The following is a 20,454-nucleotide window of genomic DNA, read 5'->3' as shown; positions in this document are numbered from 1 at the left end:
CAGTAAAAAACTAACGCCCGGTAAACCGGATGTTAGTTCTAAGAGAAAACTGCCTATTCACTAAGCACAAGGGTGTGAAAAGATTCCGCTTCAAGCTGAAGAGAATACTGTGCTGATCCGCTGTCTAAATGCAGCATCCGCGCTTCTTTGTAGGGATTGGCAATAACGAGCACCCTTTCGCTCTCCGGCGTGCGGAACGCGATGGCATGTCCGCTCCATGGTCCTTTAAGCCCTGCTCTTACCGAAGCCGGAGAAGCGAAGCGGGAGAAATGCTTCATTACATAGTACTCCGGATTGTTAATGGCTTGTCCCGATACGGGGTCGATGGTCAGCATGGAGTTCTGCTCCCAGCCCCAGGTGCTGCGCCCTTTCGGCTCAAGTGCCATATTCCAGTAAATATAGGCATTTACACCGTTCATGAAATAATGCTGATACAGGCCAAAAATATACTTGGCGTAGAACCAGGTGTTCTCGCCGTCGCCGCATTCATTTTCGGTCTGCATGTACCGCAGTTCGGGGTAGCTCTGGACCGTCCGCTGGATCGCATGCTTGCCGGCCCATTGATAGCCAACGCCCTTGACGTACTTGTAGGCCTCGGGATCACCCAGCACCACTCCGGCAAAAGCATCGTGATCGCTCGATTTCTTCTTCAGCCATTCATCCCACGGCTCCGGGGCGTTGATGGTGCCCAGCCAGATTTCCGTATCCAGCCCATGCTGCCTGAACGCCGGTCCGAGATAATCGCGGATAAAAATCTTCAGCTGCTCCCCGGTCCAGACACAGGACGGGAATTTCTGATCGGCAACCACTTCGTTCTGTACATGCACCTGGTGAATGGTGATCCCCTCGGCCCGGTACGCCTCAACGAACTTCACGAAGTAAAGCGCGTAAGCGGCCAGAATCTCCGGCTCCCAGCGGAGCGTACCGTAATTATAAGCCTTGGGGAATTTCATCCACGTCGGCGGACTCCAGGGCGAAGCAAATAATTTAAGCTCCGGGTTCAGCGCCAGAGCTTCCTTAATATAAGGAATCAACAGCTTCCGGTCACGTTCTATAGAGAAATGCTCCATGGCATAATCGCCATCCGTTTCATTCAAGCTATACCAGTCCAGCGCATAATCACTGGCCCCGATCGGCAGCCGGCAAATGCTGAAGCGCTGTTCTCCCTCGGGATGGAACAAATTATGCATCACTTTGGCCCGTTCCTCATCCGTGAGATGGCCCAGCGCGACATAACCCAGTTCATTGAAGCAGCCGCCAAAACCCTCCAGCGTTTGATAGGTGTCGCCTGTAAACGTCAGGTTTGCCGCCGCAGTGTTCTCTGCTCCAGGAGCTTGCGTCTCCGGCACGTCACGTTCAGTCCAGGGCGCCAGCTCCGTACTGGAGAACCATTTAAGCTTTAGTGTAGACATCGTGTGAAACCTCCATTGCATTTTTATATAATTTTATTGCCCATATTGCCCAATCAATTGAAATGGAAATAGATTCTGAATGGTTGCGCTTTCATTATAACTTGAGATTGAGCGCAGGTGAATTGGACAATCTGGCTATCCGGGATTGGACTATTTTAATCTTATGTATCGGCTATGCCGGCAAATGAAATGGCCGAAATCATCTTTAATATGGCACAAAAACACCGCCCATAGTCTCACTAAGGCGGTGTTTTTGTAATATGATAGCTTCATATTTTATCTTAGCTCTTCATTCACATGACATCCCAGTTCTTCAAATATCCGGCGTGCAGCGTCATCTACGGGTAAAAAGACTTGCACTTTGGGAGTCATCAAATTCCCCGTAGTAATCGAAACCTGCTTATACTGAATGGGGATGAACTCGCCGTTACTCTCACTTCTGGTTAATAGGGTCTGCGTCAACTCCCCATTGTCTATATCCCCGGTGACCAAGGCGTCCTCTAGCCATTGCTCTTCAGCAAGATAATGTTCAAATCGGTTTAAGACCCTTTGATACCAATCGTCATAGCGGGAAAGTATATGATTGTTCTTAAACAGCCTAATTCCTTGGACAGCATGAGTTTTCCACATCTCAAAGGATGAGCGGTCAAACGTAGAACGGAGGTATACAGGCAGATCCGGATTAAAATGCAAGTCGATCCGATTCATCAGATGATCGTAAGCATGGCTCTCAGGAAAACCAAACAAGCGGCGAAAAGACTCATTATATCCCTTAATATCTTCTGTATGTGTAACAATCATCGCAGGATAAGGCAGCACATTCATCGTATGCTGCGCCTGTCCGATTGCCTGCTCTAATGCGTTCCCGGATATTTCTGTCTGGATCGGCAGATATCCGGCTGCCAGCAACAAATCGTTGCGCCCGTCAGAGCTAAGTTCCAAATAATCGGCAATGGTGAGAATACGATTGCGATCCGGTATACGAAGAGAGCGGCCAACTAGCAAATTCTTATATGTTGCACAGGCCTCATCGTTCAACTCCTGTTGAGTAAATCGCTTCCAAGGCATGTATTTCCCCAGAGATATCTCCCGTTGGCGGGCAATGCGGAATTGTTCAATCATGTATAAAAGCTGCTGTAGTCTCGTATTTTTTGTATGCACATCTATCCCCTCCTACTTATATCAAGGTGTAGTTCTACACTTGGTTTGAAAATCTCCTATGAGTATACTCTTGAATGAAAACTAAGATCAAGATAAGCAGAGCCTATCAAGGTAGCCAGAACAAAGGAGAGATTGATAAATGATACGTGCGATAGTTAGTGATCCAAATTCCCCGTCTAATTTAACCATTCAAGAGGTAGCCCCCCCTCAGGCACAGCCTTGGGAATCTATTGTAGAGGTGCATGCTATTTCTCTGAACCGCGGGGAAATAAAAGATGCCGTCAACCAAAGGACTTCTTCCCGGCTTGGCTGGGATTTTGCCGGAGTGGTAGCAAAATCAGCTGAGATGGGGAATGGTCCCAAAGCAGGAGCACGTGTGGTTGGTTTATTACCCATGGGTGCCTGGGGCGAACGGATTGCCGTCCCTTCCTCTGCTCTTGCTGAAATTCCTGACAACGTTAGGTTTGCTGAAGCCGCTACTCTGCCAGTTGCTGGTTTGACAGCACTGAATGCACTGCGAAAAGGAGGTCTGTTGCTTGGCAAGCGCGTGCTCATCACAGGATCGACGGGAGGCGTTGGCTTGTTTGCTCATCAGCTGGCCAAATTATCCGGAGCCTTCAATGTCGGAATAGCCAGTACAGAAGAAAAAGCTGAACTCGTGCTGGAAGCCGGAGCAAATGAAGTCCTTGTTGGTGCTTCAGTTCCTTCACATGTGAGCCAGTTCGGACCCTATGACTTAATTATTGACTCAGTAGGCGGCGATACACTGGCTGCTTTGGTACAGCTGCTTGCCGTACAAGGTTCCTGCATAGCAGTGGGATTTTCCTCATCACCTTCGTCAACACTTGATATGAGTAATTTCATAACCAACGGTGGACGAACGCTGTACGGATTTTTTCTCGGTGAGGAGCTCACACGTCACCCGGCTGCATCCGATCTGGCTATTCTGACCAACCTGGTCTCAACCGGTTGTTTGAAACCGAAAATCGCTGTCGAAGCACCATGGACAGAAATTAGCAGCGTTGCCCAACAACTCTTGGACAGGAACATTTCCGGCAAGGCCGTGCTTCACCTTAAATAAGTATAACTCCCCATTTCTCACTTTACCCAACCATTTCATTCAAATAAGCAGAACTATTCGCTCAAATTTGCATGGCACAGAATAGTCGCTTTTGCGTATTAATAGTGTTATTTTATTAAAAACCAAAAAACTATTAATAGTAAGGATGGGATGGTAAAGAAATGGCACCTTTCGTCATTAATCAAGAGATACTAACCAGCGGGGCGTTCTCCCCGTTTTACCTAGCCGTAGGCGATTTCCAAGCTACGGCTATTTACAGTGATCCCGATATACAGAATGAACTGGTAAAGGACCTGCGCAGCAATACAGACATCCCGGTTTTTGATCATCAGGATGGATTGTATATGCGTCTTACGGTTGAAAACAATATTGCCTTTTTCCACAAATGGTTCGGGTGCAAGGAGCCGCTATCTGAAATTCTTGTCCGGTTTGAACTGCAGCACGATGCGAAGAAACCGCTGCACAAGTGTTCGGAATCCGAAATCCGGCGGGTCTGCTTTGCCAAATATTATATGAGCGGCGTTCCATCAGCGGTGTTCTGCGAGCCCATCCATGGCGCCGATATTAAGACCATCCATACCTTTGTCCGAATGCTTCAAACCATGAAAGAGCAGCCGGCAGCCGTGCTCATTTTAGTATCCAACCTGGAACACGCGCTGTTAGTTGGGGACGTTGTATACAAGCTTCAGCCAAGCGGCATCAAGCCCGTTGAAACAGAAGAGGACGCCGCAATGCCTGAGCCGGAAAGCGCAGCTGCGCCGGCGTTTGCAAAGCTGTTCAAGATTTCAGCAAAAGTGGACGAAAAGATGATTTTGTTCGACCCGCCTGAAATTGATTACATCGAAAGCCAGGATGGCAAGGCGATGATCGTCATTAACAACGAGAAATATGCGATGGATGCCACCATGCTGGAGACTGAGAAGAAATTGGAGGCTTACGGATTTTATCGCTGCCACCGTTCCTACATCGTGAATCTGCAGAAGGTACGCGAGATTATAACCTGGTCAAAAAATGCCTATTCGCTCCGGATCGATAACAAGATTCAATCAACCATTCCGCTATCACGAACCAAAATTCAGGATATTCAGGAGAAATTCAACCTGGAATAGGTACCGTTCACCCTCCAGATCGTACATTACGATGCAAAAAGCCGGTATTTTGCGGCTCCTTTCGATAAGATGAGAGCAGTTAACCAAAAGGGAGGCTTACAGATTGGAGCATGCAATTGAAGCAGTAGGAATGCGGAAAGCATTCGGCGACAAGACCGTGATTAAAAATCTCAGTTTTAAAGTAAAGCAAGGTGAAATTTTCGGATTCCTTGGGCCAAGTGGATCAGGTAAAACAACGACGATCAAAATGTTGACCGGAGAACTGGCACCGACTGACGGTAACCTGGAAGTGCTCGGTATGGAGCCAGCCAAGTTTGGAACGGCGGATTTCAAATCTGAAATCGGGATATTATCGGATAACAGCTCGTTATATGAGCGTCTCACCGTGTACGATAACCTGAAACTATTTGGCAAATTATACGGTGCACCACTGAACCGGATCGAGGTGATCCTGCGCGAGGTTCAATTACAGGATGAACTTGCGAAAACCGTTTCAAAGCTGTCAAGAGGGATGAAACAACGCGTACTGCTGGCCAAAGCGCTTATTCATAAACCCAAGCTGTTATTTCTGGATGAGCCGACATCCGCGCTAGACCCCGGAAACATGGCGCACATTCACCGTGGACTGAAGAAACTGAATGAAGCGGGAACAACGATCTTCCTGACAACCCACAATATGGAGGAAGCGACGGCATTATGCGACCGGGTGGCCTTTCTACATCACGGAGAGCTTCAGGATTTAGACAATCCTGCCGCACTCCGCTACAAATACTCAACCCATGCCTTTCATATCGAAACGTTTGCCGGTCAAAGACTGGTCATTGAAAACGAGCCGGAGAAAGCTGATCAAGTCAGCGACCTGATTGCAAGGGGACAAGTGAAAGCGATGCATACAGATAACCCGACACTGGGTCAAATCTTCTTAAAAGTAACTGGAAATGAGCTGGAATAATGAACATTCGACGAATAAGTGCCATTTTTGAAAAAGATATCAAAGATCTGATGAAAAACCCAGAGTTGTTAATTATGTTGACGGCTCCAATCCTGCTCTCTTTTATTTTGAACCGGTCTATTCATGGGAAAATTACGATTGCCTTACTCTATATGATAATCGGGGGGATTTTTACCTTGGTTACGGCAGGCACCATTATGACTATGATGGCAGAGGAAAAGGAGAAGAAGACATTGCGTGGGCTGATTCAGTCTCCTGCTTCGCTTCTGGATATTATTGTTGGGAAGAGTCTGGTCACCGTAATAGGGACTTTGATTACCCTTACGGTGTCGCTGCTCCTCGTGGGGATTGAGCCGGTAATGAACTTCAGGGCTATCCTTGGACTAATTTTGCTGCTCTTGTTCTTTTTGTTGATTGGCATCAGCATTGGGTTATTCACAAATTCGCTTGCTTCCGTATCCGTTTATTTGATCCCGATGACTTTTCTGTTCGGTTTCACACCGCAGATTAGCACTTTGGGCGCTCTTGATAAAGGCAGCATAGCCGTTACCATCATCGATAAGTTTCCGATTGTGCAGGCGATGGCCATCCATAAAACCAGTTCGTGGCTGCCACTCGGAATCATGGCCATTTGGGTCATTGGCGCTGCAATCATTACGTATGTTTGTTTTCGAAAGGCTATGACGGACAACTAACTTCAATTTAAACTGGAGGTTTTTAGCATGAGTAAACTGAGTAGCCCTTCCACGTCCACTATCCCCCAAGCCCGGCCTGGCTGGCCTGAGATCCTAACTGCACTGTTCCTCTATCTGATCGGCATTGTTATACTCGGTCTTTGGATGTCGCAAATCACTGATGAGCAAGCCAGCTTGCGAATTAACATCGGGGGTGTAGGCAATGGTCTCGTTGGCCTCGCCGCCTTGTTCGCAGCCTACGCCCTGCGGGTTCGCAATCTGCGCGCTTTTGGTTTCCGGGTGCCCGAACGGAAATGGCTGCTTGTAGGAGCCGCCCTCGGTGTTGCCGCGTTCGGCGGATGCTTCATTATAGAAGGGGTGTATTTTCACTTCATCACCGAGCCGAACAACCAGGCAGACTTTCAGACGGCGGCGCAAGGCGGCGCGCTCTCACTCTTCATTCTGATTATCAGTGGCGCCATCCTCACACCGCTCGGCGAAGAGTTTGTATTCCGTGGCGTTATTGCCAATGCGCTGAACCGTTACGGAGCATGGGCCGGCGTGGTCGGCAGCGCTGCGATCTTCGGTCTCGTTCATGGATTCAACGTCATCCTGTTCGACGCATTCATGGTCGGCATCCTGACAGGCATACTGTTCCGTAAGACGGGCTCCATCTGGCCCGGGGTCATGGTGCATATCGTGTATAATGGCCTCAATCTTCTCTACTATTCTACGCTATAGATCTAATTCCATGTGATATTGTAGCAGAGACACACAGCCCGGTCAGCTGCGCGCGGCCGGGCAGTCCATGCCTCTTTTCCTGACAATTGGGAAAGTACCGTTGCAATGTCTACACTCGTTTTTTAAAATTCAAAAGGAATCAGTTACCTGGAGATCGACTCCTTATGAATCCTACGGCAACTCTTTAAGTGGAAAAAGGGAGACTAATTTGCCGGAGTACCCTATCCTCGGGCAGATGAAGTGGAAAAAGGAACACTAATTCAGCCCATTTCGCCATTATTCAGGAAAAGTGGGCCAATTAAGTTTACTTTTTCCACTTCAATCTCAGGATTTCTTAATTTCCGGAAAAATAAGTTCCCTTTTTCCAACTAGCACCTGCGAAGAAGCCGGTAAAGACGGATCGTCCTATTCCTTCGCGATCGATCCGCAGCCGTTACGGACAGGAGAGCCGTTATGGATAGAAGATTCGGCTATTCCACAGGACTACGGACTCAGATGCCCTTATTTCTCCCTTTCCCCTTTATTCCAGGCTCCATCGAACGTTATAACGGCTCCTGAGTCCGTAACTGTAGATAAAGTTAGATTTTTGGCAAAATAAGGGCTCCTCTGTCCGCATCAGTCCGCGGATGGAGCCCTATCCTCCTGCATCGCGTATATTCCTGTGAGGCTTCCAAGATATCCACATTTTTCACACTGTATTAACTTTATGGCGCTCAGCATATAAAGTCTTATATTTAAACAAAGGGAGTGCCCGCAGCCATTACATGGCTTGGGACACCCCCCTGTTTGCTGCCTGGAATTTGAACCCCTCCGGCCCAAGGTTGCGCAGCTTAAGCTTTATCTATCCAACGGTCATAGGCAGCCAAGATATGCTCTGCGCTAAGCAGCTCAGTAGCCGTCACCAGATAATCTGCCTGACGGAGCGTTTGAGCTGAACCGATGCCCACGGCGAACATCCCCGCCCGTTTGATCGCCTCAACGCCAGCGGCAGCATCCTCTACCCCGATGCAGGACTCATAGGGAACCTTAAGATAATCTGCGGCATTCGTAAAAGTCTCCGGGTCCGGCTTGCCGCGCTGGATGCGGCCGGCATCGACCACATAATCAAATGCGCTGTCCAGCCCCAGGCGCTCCAGCACGAACGGGGCATTCCGGCTCGCCGAACCGACCGCCAGCTTCAGACCCGCTGCCCGCAGCGCCTGGAGCAGTGCAGCGATGCCAGGCAAAATGTCGTTTGGCGTGACAGAGGCGATCAGCGCAGTATAATGCGCATTTTTTTGGGCGGCCAAATGTTCCATTTCCTCTGCTGTCAGCACCGGAGGAACAGGCGCCGCCGCCAGAATCCGCTCCAGCGACTGCAGGCGGCTGACTCCCTTCAGCTGCTCATTCAGCGCTTTGTCCACTTCTATTCCCAGCTCCGCGCCGAGCTGCTTCCACGCCAGGTAGTGGAACTCCGCAGTATCTGTGAGAACGCCGTCCAGATCAAAGATGACCGCTTGGGGAAAAGTGCTCAAGAGGAAACCACTCCTTGCCGCAGCCATTTCACACTAAGGTTAAACCACTCGGAGAGATGCAAATGCTGTACCTGCTCCGGCGGTTTGACCGTTTCATCGCCAAGCGACATGCCATGCGGCCCTTTTTCGAACATATGCAGTTCACAAGGCACATTATGGCGGAACAGCGCCTCCGCCAGACCGAATAAATCCGTCGGCAGGATCACCGAATCTTCATAAGTGCCCCAAATAAACGTACGGGGCAGCTCTGAATGAATTTTATGCAGCAAATTTAACGAAGCCTTCTCCTCGTCCGTCAAATTCTCTTTGCCCATCAGGATCTCGCGGATGTTCGGTCCTCTCATATCGGGCATCAGTCCCTTTTCCATCAGTTCAATGACAAAGTCGGGAGTTTTCTCCGAACGCGGCTCCAGGGTAACCGCCGGATAGCCAAGCAGCAGCTGATTAGGCTTGATCTGGTCAGCGCTTAAGCCTGTATTGCCGGTAAGCAGGGGCTGATTATAATAAATCCCGAGGCTCAGCGCCAGATTGCCGCCTGCGGAAAAGCCGATGACTGAAATATTGTCCTTGTCCACAAGCCATTCTTCCGCGCGTTCCCGAATGACGGCCATGGCATATGCCAGCTCAAGCAGAGCGGCGGGGAACGGATTGTCGATTTTTACAGAATAGGTCAGGACAAAGGCGTGGTATCCCATTCGGGCATAAGCCAGCGCCACTGGTTCTCCTTCATTTTGCGAAATAACTGTATAACCGCCTCCAGGGCAGATCAGAACAGCCGGACGGACTATGTTTTTCCGGTCGAATTCCCCGTCGTCCTGGATATAAGTGGTAAGTGTGGCCGCTGAGTTCTCCAACAGCCGTATGGTTTGATGAATCACGGGTATGCCCCTTTCTATAATCTTGTATCCCATTTGCCGCAAAACGGATCAATAGGGCTCTTGCCTGTAAACTGTGATCTCCCCATCAATTTGGCAAGCAGCTGCGGCAGCGTATAATCGTTCACTCCATAAGTATTAATGTAGGTTTTGACCCTTGGCACATCAAGAAGATGATACGGGTTCTCTGTAGAAATAAACAGCGTCGGAATGGAGTGGATATAATTCGGAACATTGAGTCCCATCGGGTTAAGCCATTCGATCCGGACAGTTGTCTGGTTGGACTTGGTTGCCAGATTGCATAAATAGAGGATCAGATCATAGCTTTCCTTCATTTCTGTAAAAGAGCTCTGCAAGCCCTCATAGACGCCCGCAGGCTCAAAGCGTGTTACCTTGAACCCCTCATTTTCCAGCAGGGGGATAAAGGCCGCTGCCAGGCCGTTCGTCTTGCTGTAGCCCAGTGCATTAGCCTCGCTTTCGATATCATAGAGCAGCACACGCGGATAACGTCCGGGGGATAACGGAAGCACGCCTGCTTCCTCTTTGACAAGCGTTATGGACTGGTCGGCCACAGCTCTGGCAATCTCCAGATGACTGTCCTGTCTCAGCACCGCGGAGGACTCGGCAAGCACCGGAACATTCTCCCGCTCATGGAGCTTGAGAGAAGCCTTCAGCCCCAGGATGCGCAGGACAGCATCGTCCAGTCTACCGGGAGACAGCCAGCCGGCTTCCAGGCCTTCCTTCATGAATCTTACATCCTCTTCCAGATTTTTAGTGAACAGAAACATATCGCAGCCGTTCTCAATCGCCCGGGGGACCAGTTCATTTCTCGGCAGCGGGATGTTCATTCCTGCCATCGTGGTCGCGTCGGTAATAATCAGCCCGTTGAAGCCGAGGCGTTCCCGTAACAGACCGTCCAGCAGCTCGCTTGCCAGGGATGCCGGCAGGATCTCCTCATCCCGGAGGGATGGATTCAGCAGCTTGGAATATTCAGGGAGGGCGATATGGCCCACCATTACCGTCTTGGCTCCTTCTTCAATCAGATGGCGGTACACCATGCCATAGGTATCGTCCCACGCTTCAGGCGTCAGGGAATTCACGGAGGTCACAAGATGCTGATCCCGCTCATCCACGCCATCCCCGGGAAAATGCTTGACCGAAGCGGCCATTCCTTGTTCCTGGCAGCCCTTCACATAGGCGGCTCCCATCTCCATGACCACCTGGGGGCTGCTACCGAAAGTCCGGGTATTCGTGATCGGATTGCGGAAATTATAGTCAATGTCGACTACGGGCGCAAAGGCGTAATTGGCTCCAACGCTGCCGCCTTCAACGGCGCATATTTTGCCTAATTGGTAGGCCAGGTCACTGCTCCCGGTTGCGGCAATCGCCATATTCGAACCGATTTTGGTACCGTCTCTGGTAATTCCCTGTCCGCCAGCCTCCAGATTGGCGGCAATCAGCAGCGGAATCCGCGCCGATCTCTGCAGGGTGGCTACAGTAGCGACAACTTCTTCTTTCGCCATCGAGCGGCACATCAATCCGCCGATCCCGATCTCTTGAGCGATATGCTTCAGAAAGGGCTCATCCTGCTTATAGCCGACCATGAAGAACAGCTGTCCGATCTTTTCCTGCACCGTCATTTGCCCGAAGGCGGCTCGTACCCATTTCACATCCTCTTCACTCAAGTAGAACGGCTTCTCTCTCAACCGGTTAATATCCACTTCTCCCACTCCTATCCTTGCTGCGGTTGCCTTACTGAGGCTCTAAGCCTCAGTACGTGCACCGAATCTTTTGAAAAATGCGCGTATCTTCTCCTGATTGGAGGTGTAGCCCATAAAAGCCACGATGAACACGCCCAGGTTGACGGTCTGCATCGAGCTGTCGATCCCCAGGATGACCATGCCGTAGGATAAAGCGTTCATTCCCAGGGCACCGGCGAAAATGCCGAGCGGGATATTCGAGAAACGCGCCAAATAAAGTCCTACCAGCACCGGGCCCATCGAAGAAAACATCAGCGAGGTAGAGCTCAGGTTATTGGCGGGAGACACCAATACTGTAGAAGCATTGATGACAGCGGCCACCCCGAGCAACACACCGACGGTCAGATAAGTAATCATGATATTCTTTTTCTCTTTCACACCCATGTTGACGGCCAGACGCGGATTCGCTGCAAGGGAACGCGTATCGAACCCGAATTTGGTCCGGCCGAGCAGGAAGTAGAACAGCACCATAATGACCGCCAGCACCATATAAATCCACGGCGACCGGGCAAATACCGTCAGCTCCGGATGCATGTACAGCTGAGTCCCGGACCCGCCGTATACGACGCCCGACAGCGCTTCGTACACCATGACTACACCAAGTGAAACAATGATGGTCGGAACTCTGATTGCGAGATACAGAACACCTTCCAGCAGACTGAGCACTACCGCAATTCCTGCCGTTATAAACAGCAGCGTCAACGGTCCCGCATTCAGATCAATAGCCAGATTGCTGCCGATGATGCCGGACAGGATGATGATGATCCCCGGCGCAAAATCCCACCGCGCTCCCGACAGGGGCAAGGCGATGGCATAGGCAATAATCGTGGAAAGCACACTGCTTCTGATGATTCGGTCAAAGGCCCCCGGTGTTGCATAACCCGACCGGTCCATCATGACAGTGACCAGCAAAATAATGGCATATACCAATACAGGGAACAAAAAAGTTCTCAGCAAACCCCAAGCTCCCTTGATCAAAAGCTTCTTCATGCGCTCACTCCGTTACATTGGGGCAGGCAAGCCCATTCCCCGGTTCTATTCATTTCTGGCTGCTTGAATTTCGGACAAGGTGCGGCTGGTTAACTTCTGCAGCGATTCCCAGGTCGCGGATTCGTTGTAGCTCAGCATAACTTCCTTCAATTCGTCAGCGGTAACCGAACCTTCCGATTTGTCACCCGGAATCACATATTTGTTGAAACTTTCGGCCTCCTCTACAGAGCTCAGCGTTACATAATTGACCTTTCCGTTAAGCTGCCAGTCCGAATAAGTTTTTCCGTTGATCCGGTCGTATAGCTGGGCAAAGGCGTTGGCCAAAATTTGTGTGTAGTTGTTCGTTCCGGCCATCAAGATGTTGCCATTCTGAAGACCTGCTGTTGTAGAATTGTTGTATCCCAGCGCAAGCAACCGGATTCCGGGAGTAGAGCTGTTAAGAATTGCCGGATAGACAAAATCCATGCCTGAACCCAGACCAAAGATCGTATCTACCTCCGGATGCTCGGAGATGATTTTGGTTACCGCATCACTTGCATTCTCAGGTGCAAAAGAATGATATTCCGTCGGATAAATGACAGCCTCATGCTTCACATCCAGCTCTTTCATCTTCTCGGTCAAGCCGGAAATGATTGCCGGTGCGTCCCGGAAGGCAAACTCGGGGAACGAGGTAACGCCGATATTTCTGGCACCTGCACTGTAAGCCTTCTCTGCGTAGCGGGCTCCAAGATCCGCCGGATTATCCCCGAATTGCTTGATTCCCCCGACCAGGTAGTCGCTTTTTACACTTCCGTCCACATCGCCAAGCATGACCATATAATATACACCGGCTTCTTCTGCCAGGCTTACGCTTTGTTCGAGCGCAGTGTCATAACCGCTGATGATGCCGTCCACCCCGGAGGCAAGCAGATTTTCCAGACCTTTGATATGGTCCTCCTCACTTGAGCCGACAGTTGCATAGTTAAATTTCACATTAAAATTATTTTCCAGGTAGGACCCGTAAGATTTGATCTCCTGGCCCTGGATATCCGTATAATTGTAGAGCATGACCCCAATGTTGACCGTGTCCTTCTCTTTGCCGCCTGCCTTATTGGCCTTGTCCCCGCAGCCGGTCAGAACGATCCCGATCAGCAGCATCAGCACACTCAGAGTAGCAGCCAGTTTTCTTTTTCTCATAGTCTATCCCTCTTTTATTATGAATTTTTAAACATTAACGGGGCATAACCTCTGAAGATGGCCGCTTAAGCAGCAGGAACACTACCAGCAGGAACACGATCCCCTTGACCAAAGAGACCACTTCCGTAGCCACCCCCACCATGACCAACCCGTTATTAAGCAAAATGTAAGTAATGCTGCCAACAATCGCCGAGCTCATCTTCGCCTTGCTGCCGCCATTCAGGGACAATCCGCCCAAAATAAGAGCTACAATGACATCCATCTCCATACCTGATCCCGTGTTCTCGCTGATCACCGTCGAGCGGGCCAAGGATAAAATGGAAGCGAAGCCTACCAGCACGCCCGCCAAGGCATAGCCGGTGATCTTGGCTTTTTTCACCTGCACTCCGCTTTGCATCGCCGCCAGGGGGTTATCTCCAACCGCCCGGTTATGCTTGCCAATCTTCGTGTAATGAAATAACACAATCCCGATCAGTCCGACTGCCGTAAGAAAAATCAGAAGAAACGGAATGTTTCTGCCCAGCAGCTTCAGCTGTTCCGCATCCATGACACCAAGCTTCTCAGTGGTCGTGGATACGTTATAGGTCACGAGCCCTCTTGCAATAAACATAATCGACAGAGAGGAAATGACCGACATCAGTCCAAACTGTATGGCAATCAAAACATTCAGCAAATAACAAATGACAGAGACGGCAACGGCAGCCAGGATACCGACTGCAAGCGGAGCACCGGCATTCAGCGTATATACGGCCGTCATAGAGCTCAGCGCCATAACAGCGCCTACTGAAATATCCATCCCGCCATGGGAAAATATAAAGACCATGCCCACTGAAATCGTGAACAGAACGGCGAGCTGCTTGATAATCGTCCGGAGATTGAAGCCGGACAGCAGATCCCCGCCGGTCAGGATAGCAAAGACCACGATAACAAGCGCCAAGCCTGCATATTGAATGAGGGTATTTTTATTATTTTTCAGAAAGCCGGCAATGCCGGGGGATTCTCCCATGCTGCTGCGCTTTCCTTTTGTAGCCGTATTGCCCTGTTCCATTAAGTCTCCCGCCTTTACGCTAAATCATATGCTCAATCAGCATAGCCTCACTGAGATTCTCCGAACGGGCGAATTCCTTGCGGATTCTGCCGTCCTTCATCATCAGAATCCGGTCGCTCATGCCGATCAGCTCCGGCAGTTCCTCGGAAATCATCAGTATGGAATACCCCTCCTGCTTGAGTGAATAGAGCAGCTGGTACATGGTGGTTTTCACCCCAACGTCCACCCCCCGGGTAGGGCTGTCCAAGATCAGAATTTTGGAGTGGTTCCCAATCCATTTTCCGAAGGACACCTTCTGTTTGTTCCCTCCCGACAATTCCCCGACCTTCTGGTTCATGCCGCTGGCTTTGATCTGCAGTTCCTCCATCTGTTCCGCAGCGAACCTTTTTTCTCTGCCGGGCAGGATCAAGCCGAACCGGGAAAGCTGGTCCAGCGCAGACAGCACCAGGTTGTCCTTGATGGAGGCTTCCATGATTAACGTTTCCTTGTCTCTGTCTTTGGAAACATAACCGATTCTGCTGGCCATTGCCGTTTTGATGCTGTTCAGTTTACGCGGAATTGCCGGAGCGCCGTCCTCCCGCTCCTCATAGACAATGACCTCCCCCTGCACAGGCTTCAGTCCTCCATACATTAATTTGCCCAGCTCGTGCATTCCGCTTCCCGACAGCCCGCCGATCCCCAGAATCTCCCCTTTATGCAGCTCCAGATCAATGTCCCGCAGGACGGAAACGCTGACATTATTGACCGAAATCAAGACCTGTTCACCGTAAGAACCGTCATAGTCGGTCCGGTAATAATTCCCTTCAATGACCCTGCCTACCATCGATTGTTTGATATGATTTTCATTAAAATCCTGCTTCTCAATCGTTGTAATGAGATTGCCGTCCCGCATTACCGTGAGCACATCGCAGACTTCCATCAGTTCGGGAAGATCGTGGGAAATAAACAATACGGCCTTATTCTGGTCTCTAAGCCTGCGCATGATTTGATGGATCAGAACTCTGCCTTCATGCGATAAAGCGGTTGTGGTCTCATCGACAATGAACAATGTGGGATCATAATATAAGGCTCTGGCGATTTCGATCAGTTTCCGTTGTTCAAACCCAAGCGTATACATGGGTCTGGTCACATCCAGTTCATGCAGGTCAATCAGCTCCAGCGCACGCTTGGCCTCCTGGTTCATCCGCTTATGGTCAACGAATCCGCGCTTGACAAACCGCTTCTCCTCGCCGAGAAACATATTCTCTGCGATCGACAGCTCAGGAATGGTGCCTGTCTCCTGCACGATCATAGAAACTTTATGCTCTCTGGCATCAAGTGTGCTTTTGGGACGGTAGAGAGCGCCCGCAATCCGCATGTCTCCGCCCGTAGCAGGCAATAAGCCGCTCATCATCGCTGAGATGGTTGATTTCCCCGAGCCGTTCTCTCCGATGAGCCCCCGGATTTCACCGAGCCTGATATTCATGCTTACCTGATTAACAGCAGTTACATCATTAAATTTCTTGCTTATATTCCGGGTCTCCAGAAATACTTGCTTGTCCATATCCAACATTCCTTTTGCCATATGTTATCGCTTACCTCCCACTGCTATATCGTAACATTTGCCACAACCAATCTTAACTGTTCATGTTAACTAGATTAGGGCGGATTTTTAACCTATAATAAGTACAGCTACGCTATCTTCATTAAATTTTTAAGTATTAGATTAAATATTTGCATATAATAGCAGCATGAAAGATTAAATATTTGCCTATAAATAGATTGAACTTGTGATTTTTCTCTTTAGGGATTGGGCGTGACTCCAGTGAATGTTTGGACTTCCGGCCGCTGCCCATCTGCAGATTTCTTGATTTATACCGCTGTTCTCGGTGGAAATCCGCAGACAAAGGCGGACGCTATCGCTCCTACAGTTCCAAAATTCCCCTCCGCCACGCTCCCCTTTTTTTGTATATTTTTAAGTTCAATCCATATAGCAAAGGAGCACACCTATGGAATTTCGCCATGAAGTCATTAGTTTTCCCAAACAGCTCCCGATCAAATTCTTCCTCCACCGCATCGGCCAGGTCAACCGCCATTGGCATCAATCGCTGGAGCTCATTATCAATATCAAAGGCAGCGTACACATTACCGTCAGCAACCAGAGCTATGAGCTTGGAGCCGGTGATATTATTCTGATTAATTCCAATGAGGTTCATGAACTCCATGCAGAGGATGCCACCATGATCGCGCTGCAAATCAAACTGGAACTGCTGAAAGAAGTCTCGACGGATGTTCAAAAAATGTACTATGACTGCAATTCGGCCCGTTCCGGCCACCCCGACAGATTCAAACCTTTGAAACGGATCGTCGCCCAAATCCTGAAGTACAATATCCATCCCAACGAATATATCGATCTCAAAAATATTTCACTTGTGTACGAGCTGATTTATGAGCTAGGATCCAATTTCAGCACGGACGGCAAGGACATTAACAGCTACTCCCAGGAAAATCTGGACCGGCTCAGCCGGATTCTTGATTACGTCAACAGCAAATACAGCGACCCGATCTCCCTGCAAAATATGGCTAAAACCGAATATTTATCCGTGCCCTATCTGTCAAAATATTTCAAACGGAACATGGGGATGTCCTTCAGTGACTACTTGAAGGATATCCGGCTGCATCATGCGGTAAACGATCTGCTGAACGAGTCGTTGACGATAGACAAGGTTGCAGCACAAAACGGCTTCCCCAATGTCCGGTCATTTGTCGTGGCCTTTACCGAGAAATACGGAGAGCTCCCCAGTGTCTGGAGAAGGAAACATGCGGGGGAAATGTTGGGAAGCATCGAAGCGACCAAGGAAAAATCCGTGAATTACTACCAGGATGAGCCTCTCTCTTATTATGAGGATATTACGGCGTTCATCGAAAGCAATCTGGAATCGGCACCCGTTGACCTGCCGCAGCGGATCGGCAGCAGCAGAACTTCATTGATAAAAGTTCCTGCTGCCGGTTCCGGCCAAGGGCTTCGCCATCATTTTAAGAACTTTATTGGGGTAAGCCGGGCCAAGGAGGTGCTGCTGGCCGATGTGCAGCAGGCGCTGCGGATTGCCCAGGCGGAAATCGGGTTCAAGTATATTAAGATGCACAGCCTGCTGGATGATGACATGATGGTGTACAACGAGGACGCTGAGGGTAAGCCTGTCTATAATTTTCAGTTTATTGAGAGGGTGTTTGACTTTCTGCTCTCCATCCGGCTGAAGCCGCTGGTGCAGTTCTCCTTCATGCCAAAGAAGCTCGCGAGTAATCTGGAGAAGACCGTCTTTTACAATCACATCAATACCAGCCCGCCAAAGAGCATAGACAAATGGAACGGGCTGATCCGGGCGCTTACCCAGCATCTGATCCAGCGTTACGGCCTGGAGGAAGTAAGAAGCTGGCTGTTCTGTGTATGGAATGAGCCCAGTTCCTCCAATCTCTTGTTTGGATTCAGCCATGACGACATTTTTAATCAGCTGTACCAGAACACCTATACAACCGTAAAACAAATCGATTCTGCCATCCCCTTCGGGGGACCCGCCGCCTTCTCGACCTATAACAAAAATGAAGACTGGCTGTTCCAGTTCCTGAATTTCAGCAGAGAGCAAGGCTGTACGCCTGATTTCATCACGATCCACTACTACGATATCGACTTATGGAATTACAACGGTCAGGACAACCAGTTGAATCTCAGCCCGGTAAGCCATTCCTTCTCTGAATTTATTGACCGGCTCAAGCAGCGGCTGCATGAATCACGGTTCGAGTCCCTGCCGGTGTATCTGACAGAATGGAATTCGACAGTCTCCCATAAAGACCTGATGAGCGATACCTGCTTCAAATCAGCTTATATCATTAAAAATCTCACCGAGAACTATGACCGCCTCGATGCTTTCGGCTATTGGCTGCTGACCGATCTCCATGAGGAAAACCTGCTGCCGCAGCAGCTCTTCCACGGGGGTCTCGGCCTCTTTACCTATAACAATATCAAGAAACCGTCCTATCACGCCTTTTCCTTCCTTAACAAGCTGGGCAATGAGCGGATTGCGGGCGGCGACGGATATTTCATTACGAGATCAAGCACCGGCTTTCAGATTCTGCTGCACAATTATCATCATTATGATGAAGTCTACGCCAAAGGCGTTTCCATCAGCATTTCCTATCATGAGCGCTACTCCCATTTTCCGGCGAAATCGCGCAAGGAATTCAATTTCGAGCTGGCACCTGTCAGCGGCACGTATGACCTCGTAGAGCACCTGGTGAATCAGCAGTTCGGAAGCGCCTTTGACAACGAAAACAACATCGGGGGCGCGATGGAGCATTCAGCCGATGAAATCCATTATCTGCGGAGCATATCCGTGCCTAAACTCAGCAAATCGCGTGTACACGCGTCCGGTGCGCTGCCGATCCAGGCGATTCTGGAGCCTTTCGAGATCCGCCTGATCGAGATTATTGAGCGGATTGTTCCGTAGCAGTGGCAGCCGTTCCTGCCGATCCGGTGAGTTCCACAATGTGATTGCATTTTGTACAACAGATTGTTCCACTCACTCCGGTAAAAAAGAAATCTATTGTATTTCATGCAATTGAATTCCAGGAATTGAGGTCCTAAGGACCATTTTCCTGAAATCTGCTGCACAGAATACAATAGATTTTGTTTTTAAGCTTATTTCAGACCAATCTGCTGTAAAAAGTGCAACCGGTTGGTCAGGAGAAGCGGCACTCTAATGTTCCTTGATTATTGACAGAGTGTGCCTCGCTCAGTCTGCAATCAGGTCGGTGACCTCCCGTCTCATGCTCAGCGGCGTATCCTGTGCCGGCTGGCCCAAGCGGATCAGAAACTGGATCGTTTCGCCACCCGGAGCATACTCCTGATGAATCCGGGTATACGGCGCCTTCATCTCCGGATACTCCTCCAGCACCTGGCTCAGCGGCTGCATCACCAGTCCCTGCTCATGTCCGGCGAGAAGGAGCCGGCTGTAGAGCATGCCGGCTTTTACCTGGCTTGTGCGGCTGTTGTCCTTACTGAGAATCAGCGCATACGCCGGAGAATGTTCAGCTGCCGTCCGGGCCGCATCGACCGCGAGCTTCGTCGAAGCTTCCTCATTATTAAAGGATGGGACGATCGTTATCATGCCTTGCAGCAGATGCTTTTTCACGCCCGTGGTTCCTTGCCCTTCAAACGAAAAACCGGACCGGTATTTGTTCTTCTGGCTCTCATTCGAACGGAAAATATCTGCTGACTCATCGTTCATGCGCTTAAGTCCGGTTTCGATGTCTGTACCCTCCAGACTGTATTCTCCCAGCTTCTTGATGTCCTCCGGAGCATCCAGGAAGATTAACTTCAAAGCCCCATCCGCATTAGTCTGCTCCAGACGCTGGCGCTGCTCCGCAGTCAACGGGTCGGGCTTATAGGCCATCCGGTTGGTATCCGGCAAAAACATATAATCAAACAACGGATTGGCCGCAGGCTGCGCCTTAGACAGCGTTATTTCCGCTACAGGCTTCTGGTCCATACTCCCGCTAAGCTTCTGCTCATCATATTCCCCTTCCGGAAAAAGTCTGATCGCCGCCCGATAGCCCAGCTGTTCTCCCCCAACCCTCAAATATTCCAGAAAGGTGCCCTGGGAAACCATGGTTTGCCGGGCCACCGGATCGGATTCCAGCGCAAGGCGTGAACTGTCCGTATACAAAGAGAATTTAAGCGGGTTCTGCTTGTCGAGACGAATCTTCCAGGGCTGCAAATTGTGTCCGTTGGGAGCAAGCAAGCCATAGGCCGCCAGCTTCACTCTCGGATCTTTGAATTGGTCAACGTAATCACGTTTCCAGGGGTCCAGATACTTGGCTTTCTTAAATACGCCGCTTGCCGTGAATAACGCTCCGGCAAGCAGGATGAGCAGAATAACAACCGATAATAGGATAATCATAGATATTTTGGCGCGCTTGCTCATG

At 49.9% G+C, this 20,454-nt stretch carries 16 protein-coding genes; 6 read left to right on the top strand and 10 right to left on the bottom strand.

Going from position 1 to position 20,454, the window contains the following annotated elements:
- Positions 1-53: 53 nt before the first annotated feature.
- Positions 54-1,412: a glycoside hydrolase family 30 protein gene (locus PRIO_RS09720; protein WP_020430033.1), complete on the bottom strand. Its 1,359-nt coding sequence runs from the start codon at positions 1,410-1,412 to the stop codon at positions 54-56.
- A gap of 276 nt (positions 1,413-1,688) precedes the next feature.
- Positions 1,689-2,573: a hypothetical protein gene (locus PRIO_RS09715; RefSeq protein ID WP_020430032.1), complete on the bottom strand. Its 885-nt coding sequence runs from the start codon at positions 2,571-2,573 to the stop codon at positions 1,689-1,691.
- 139 nt (positions 2,574-2,712) lie between these two features.
- Here PRIO_RS09715 and PRIO_RS09710 point away from each other — a divergent pair, with 139 nt between their 5' ends.
- The 5 genes from PRIO_RS09710 (at position 2,713) to PRIO_RS09690 (ending at position 7,130) form a co-directional block, all read left to right on the top strand.
- Entirely contained in the window at positions 2,713-3,654 is a 942-nt protein-coding gene (locus tag PRIO_RS09710) for a zinc-binding dehydrogenase (RefSeq protein WP_020430030.1), read from the top strand.
- A 161-nt stretch (positions 3,655-3,815) separates the two neighbouring features.
- Positions 3,816-4,763 carry a response regulator transcription factor gene (locus PRIO_RS09705; RefSeq protein WP_020430028.1) on the top strand — a complete coding sequence of 316 codons (948 nt, stop codon included), beginning with the start codon at positions 3,816-3,818 and terminating at the stop codon, positions 4,761-4,763.
- 103 nt (positions 4,764-4,866) lie between these two features.
- Positions 4,867-5,715 (top strand): ABC transporter ATP-binding protein, encoded by an 849-nt coding sequence (locus tag PRIO_RS09700; protein ID WP_020430026.1) that lies wholly within the window; start codon positions 4,867-4,869, stop codon positions 5,713-5,715.
- A 74-nt stretch (positions 5,716-5,789) separates the two neighbouring features.
- Complete coding sequence (locus tag PRIO_RS09695; protein WP_231869852.1) at positions 5,790-6,410, top strand: ABC transporter permease; 621 nt, start codon at positions 5,790-5,792, stop codon at positions 6,408-6,410.
- A 27-nt stretch (positions 6,411-6,437) separates the two neighbouring features.
- Positions 6,438-7,130, top strand: a complete 693-nt coding sequence (locus PRIO_RS09690) for a CPBP family intramembrane glutamic endopeptidase (RefSeq protein ID WP_020430022.1) — start codon at positions 6,438-6,440, stop codon at positions 7,128-7,130.
- 830 nt (positions 7,131-7,960) lie between these two features.
- Here the strand turns inward: PRIO_RS09690 and pgmB are convergent.
- Genes pgmB through PRIO_RS09655 form a run of 7 tightly spaced genes read right to left on the bottom strand, consistent with a single transcriptional unit; the run spans position 7,961 to position 16,057 of the window.
- Positions 7,961-8,644 carry a beta-phosphoglucomutase gene (gene pgmB, locus PRIO_RS09685; protein ID WP_020427774.1) on the bottom strand — a complete coding sequence of 228 codons (684 nt, stop codon included), beginning with the start codon at positions 8,642-8,644 and terminating at the stop codon, positions 7,961-7,963.
- Positions 8,641-9,522: an alpha/beta hydrolase gene (locus PRIO_RS33805; RefSeq protein ID WP_020427775.1), complete on the bottom strand. Its 882-nt coding sequence runs from the start codon at positions 9,520-9,522 to the stop codon at positions 8,641-8,643. The genes pgmB and PRIO_RS33805 overlap by 4 nt, the downstream gene beginning before the upstream one ends.
- A gap of 14 nt (positions 9,523-9,536) precedes the next feature.
- Positions 9,537-11,240, bottom strand: coding sequence for a glycoside hydrolase family 3 protein (locus tag PRIO_RS09675; protein ID WP_020427776.1), 1,704 nt, complete (start codon positions 11,238-11,240; stop codon positions 9,537-9,539).
- Positions 11,241-11,282: 42 nt separating this feature from the next.
- Positions 11,283-12,269, bottom strand: coding sequence for an ABC transporter permease (locus tag PRIO_RS09670; protein ID WP_020427777.1), 987 nt, complete (start codon positions 12,267-12,269; stop codon positions 11,283-11,285).
- Between the two features lie 45 nt (positions 12,270-12,314).
- The gene (locus PRIO_RS09665; protein WP_020427778.1) at positions 12,315-13,445 is read right to left on the bottom strand and encodes a sugar ABC transporter substrate-binding protein; all 1,131 of its coding nucleotides are present in this window, start codon (positions 13,443-13,445) and stop codon (positions 12,315-12,317) included.
- A gap of 34 nt (positions 13,446-13,479) precedes the next feature.
- Positions 13,480-14,493: an ABC transporter permease gene (locus PRIO_RS09660; RefSeq protein ID WP_020427779.1), complete on the bottom strand. Its 1,014-nt coding sequence runs from the start codon at positions 14,491-14,493 to the stop codon at positions 13,480-13,482.
- 19 nt (positions 14,494-14,512) lie between these two features.
- The gene (locus PRIO_RS09655) at positions 14,513-16,057 is read right to left on the bottom strand and encodes a sugar ABC transporter ATP-binding protein (protein ID WP_020427780.1); all 1,545 of its coding nucleotides are present in this window, start codon (positions 16,055-16,057) and stop codon (positions 14,513-14,515) included.
- A gap of 424 nt (positions 16,058-16,481) precedes the next feature.
- Here PRIO_RS09655 and PRIO_RS09650 point away from each other — a divergent pair, with 424 nt between their 5' ends.
- Positions 16,482-18,977, top strand: a complete 2,496-nt coding sequence (locus PRIO_RS09650; RefSeq protein ID WP_046502079.1) for a GH39 family glycosyl hydrolase — start codon at positions 16,482-16,484, stop codon at positions 18,975-18,977.
- 285 nt (positions 18,978-19,262) lie between these two features.
- On the opposite strand, the gene PRIO_RS09645 is transcribed toward PRIO_RS09650, so the two are convergent.
- The gene (locus PRIO_RS09645; RefSeq protein ID WP_020427783.1) at positions 19,263-20,453 is read right to left on the bottom strand and encodes an Acg family FMN-binding oxidoreductase; all 1,191 of its coding nucleotides are present in this window, start codon (positions 20,451-20,453) and stop codon (positions 19,263-19,265) included.
- Position 20,454: the final 1 nt, after the last annotated feature.

It is taken from the genome of Paenibacillus riograndensis SBR5 (genome assembly GCF_000981585.1).
In the GTDB taxonomy this organism is placed as follows: domain Bacteria; phylum Bacillota; class Bacilli; order Paenibacillales; family Paenibacillaceae; genus Paenibacillus_AQ; species Paenibacillus_AQ riograndensis.
The sequence above is the reverse complement of the archived record's forward strand: the minus strand, read 5'-3'. Positions and strand labels throughout refer to the sequence as shown.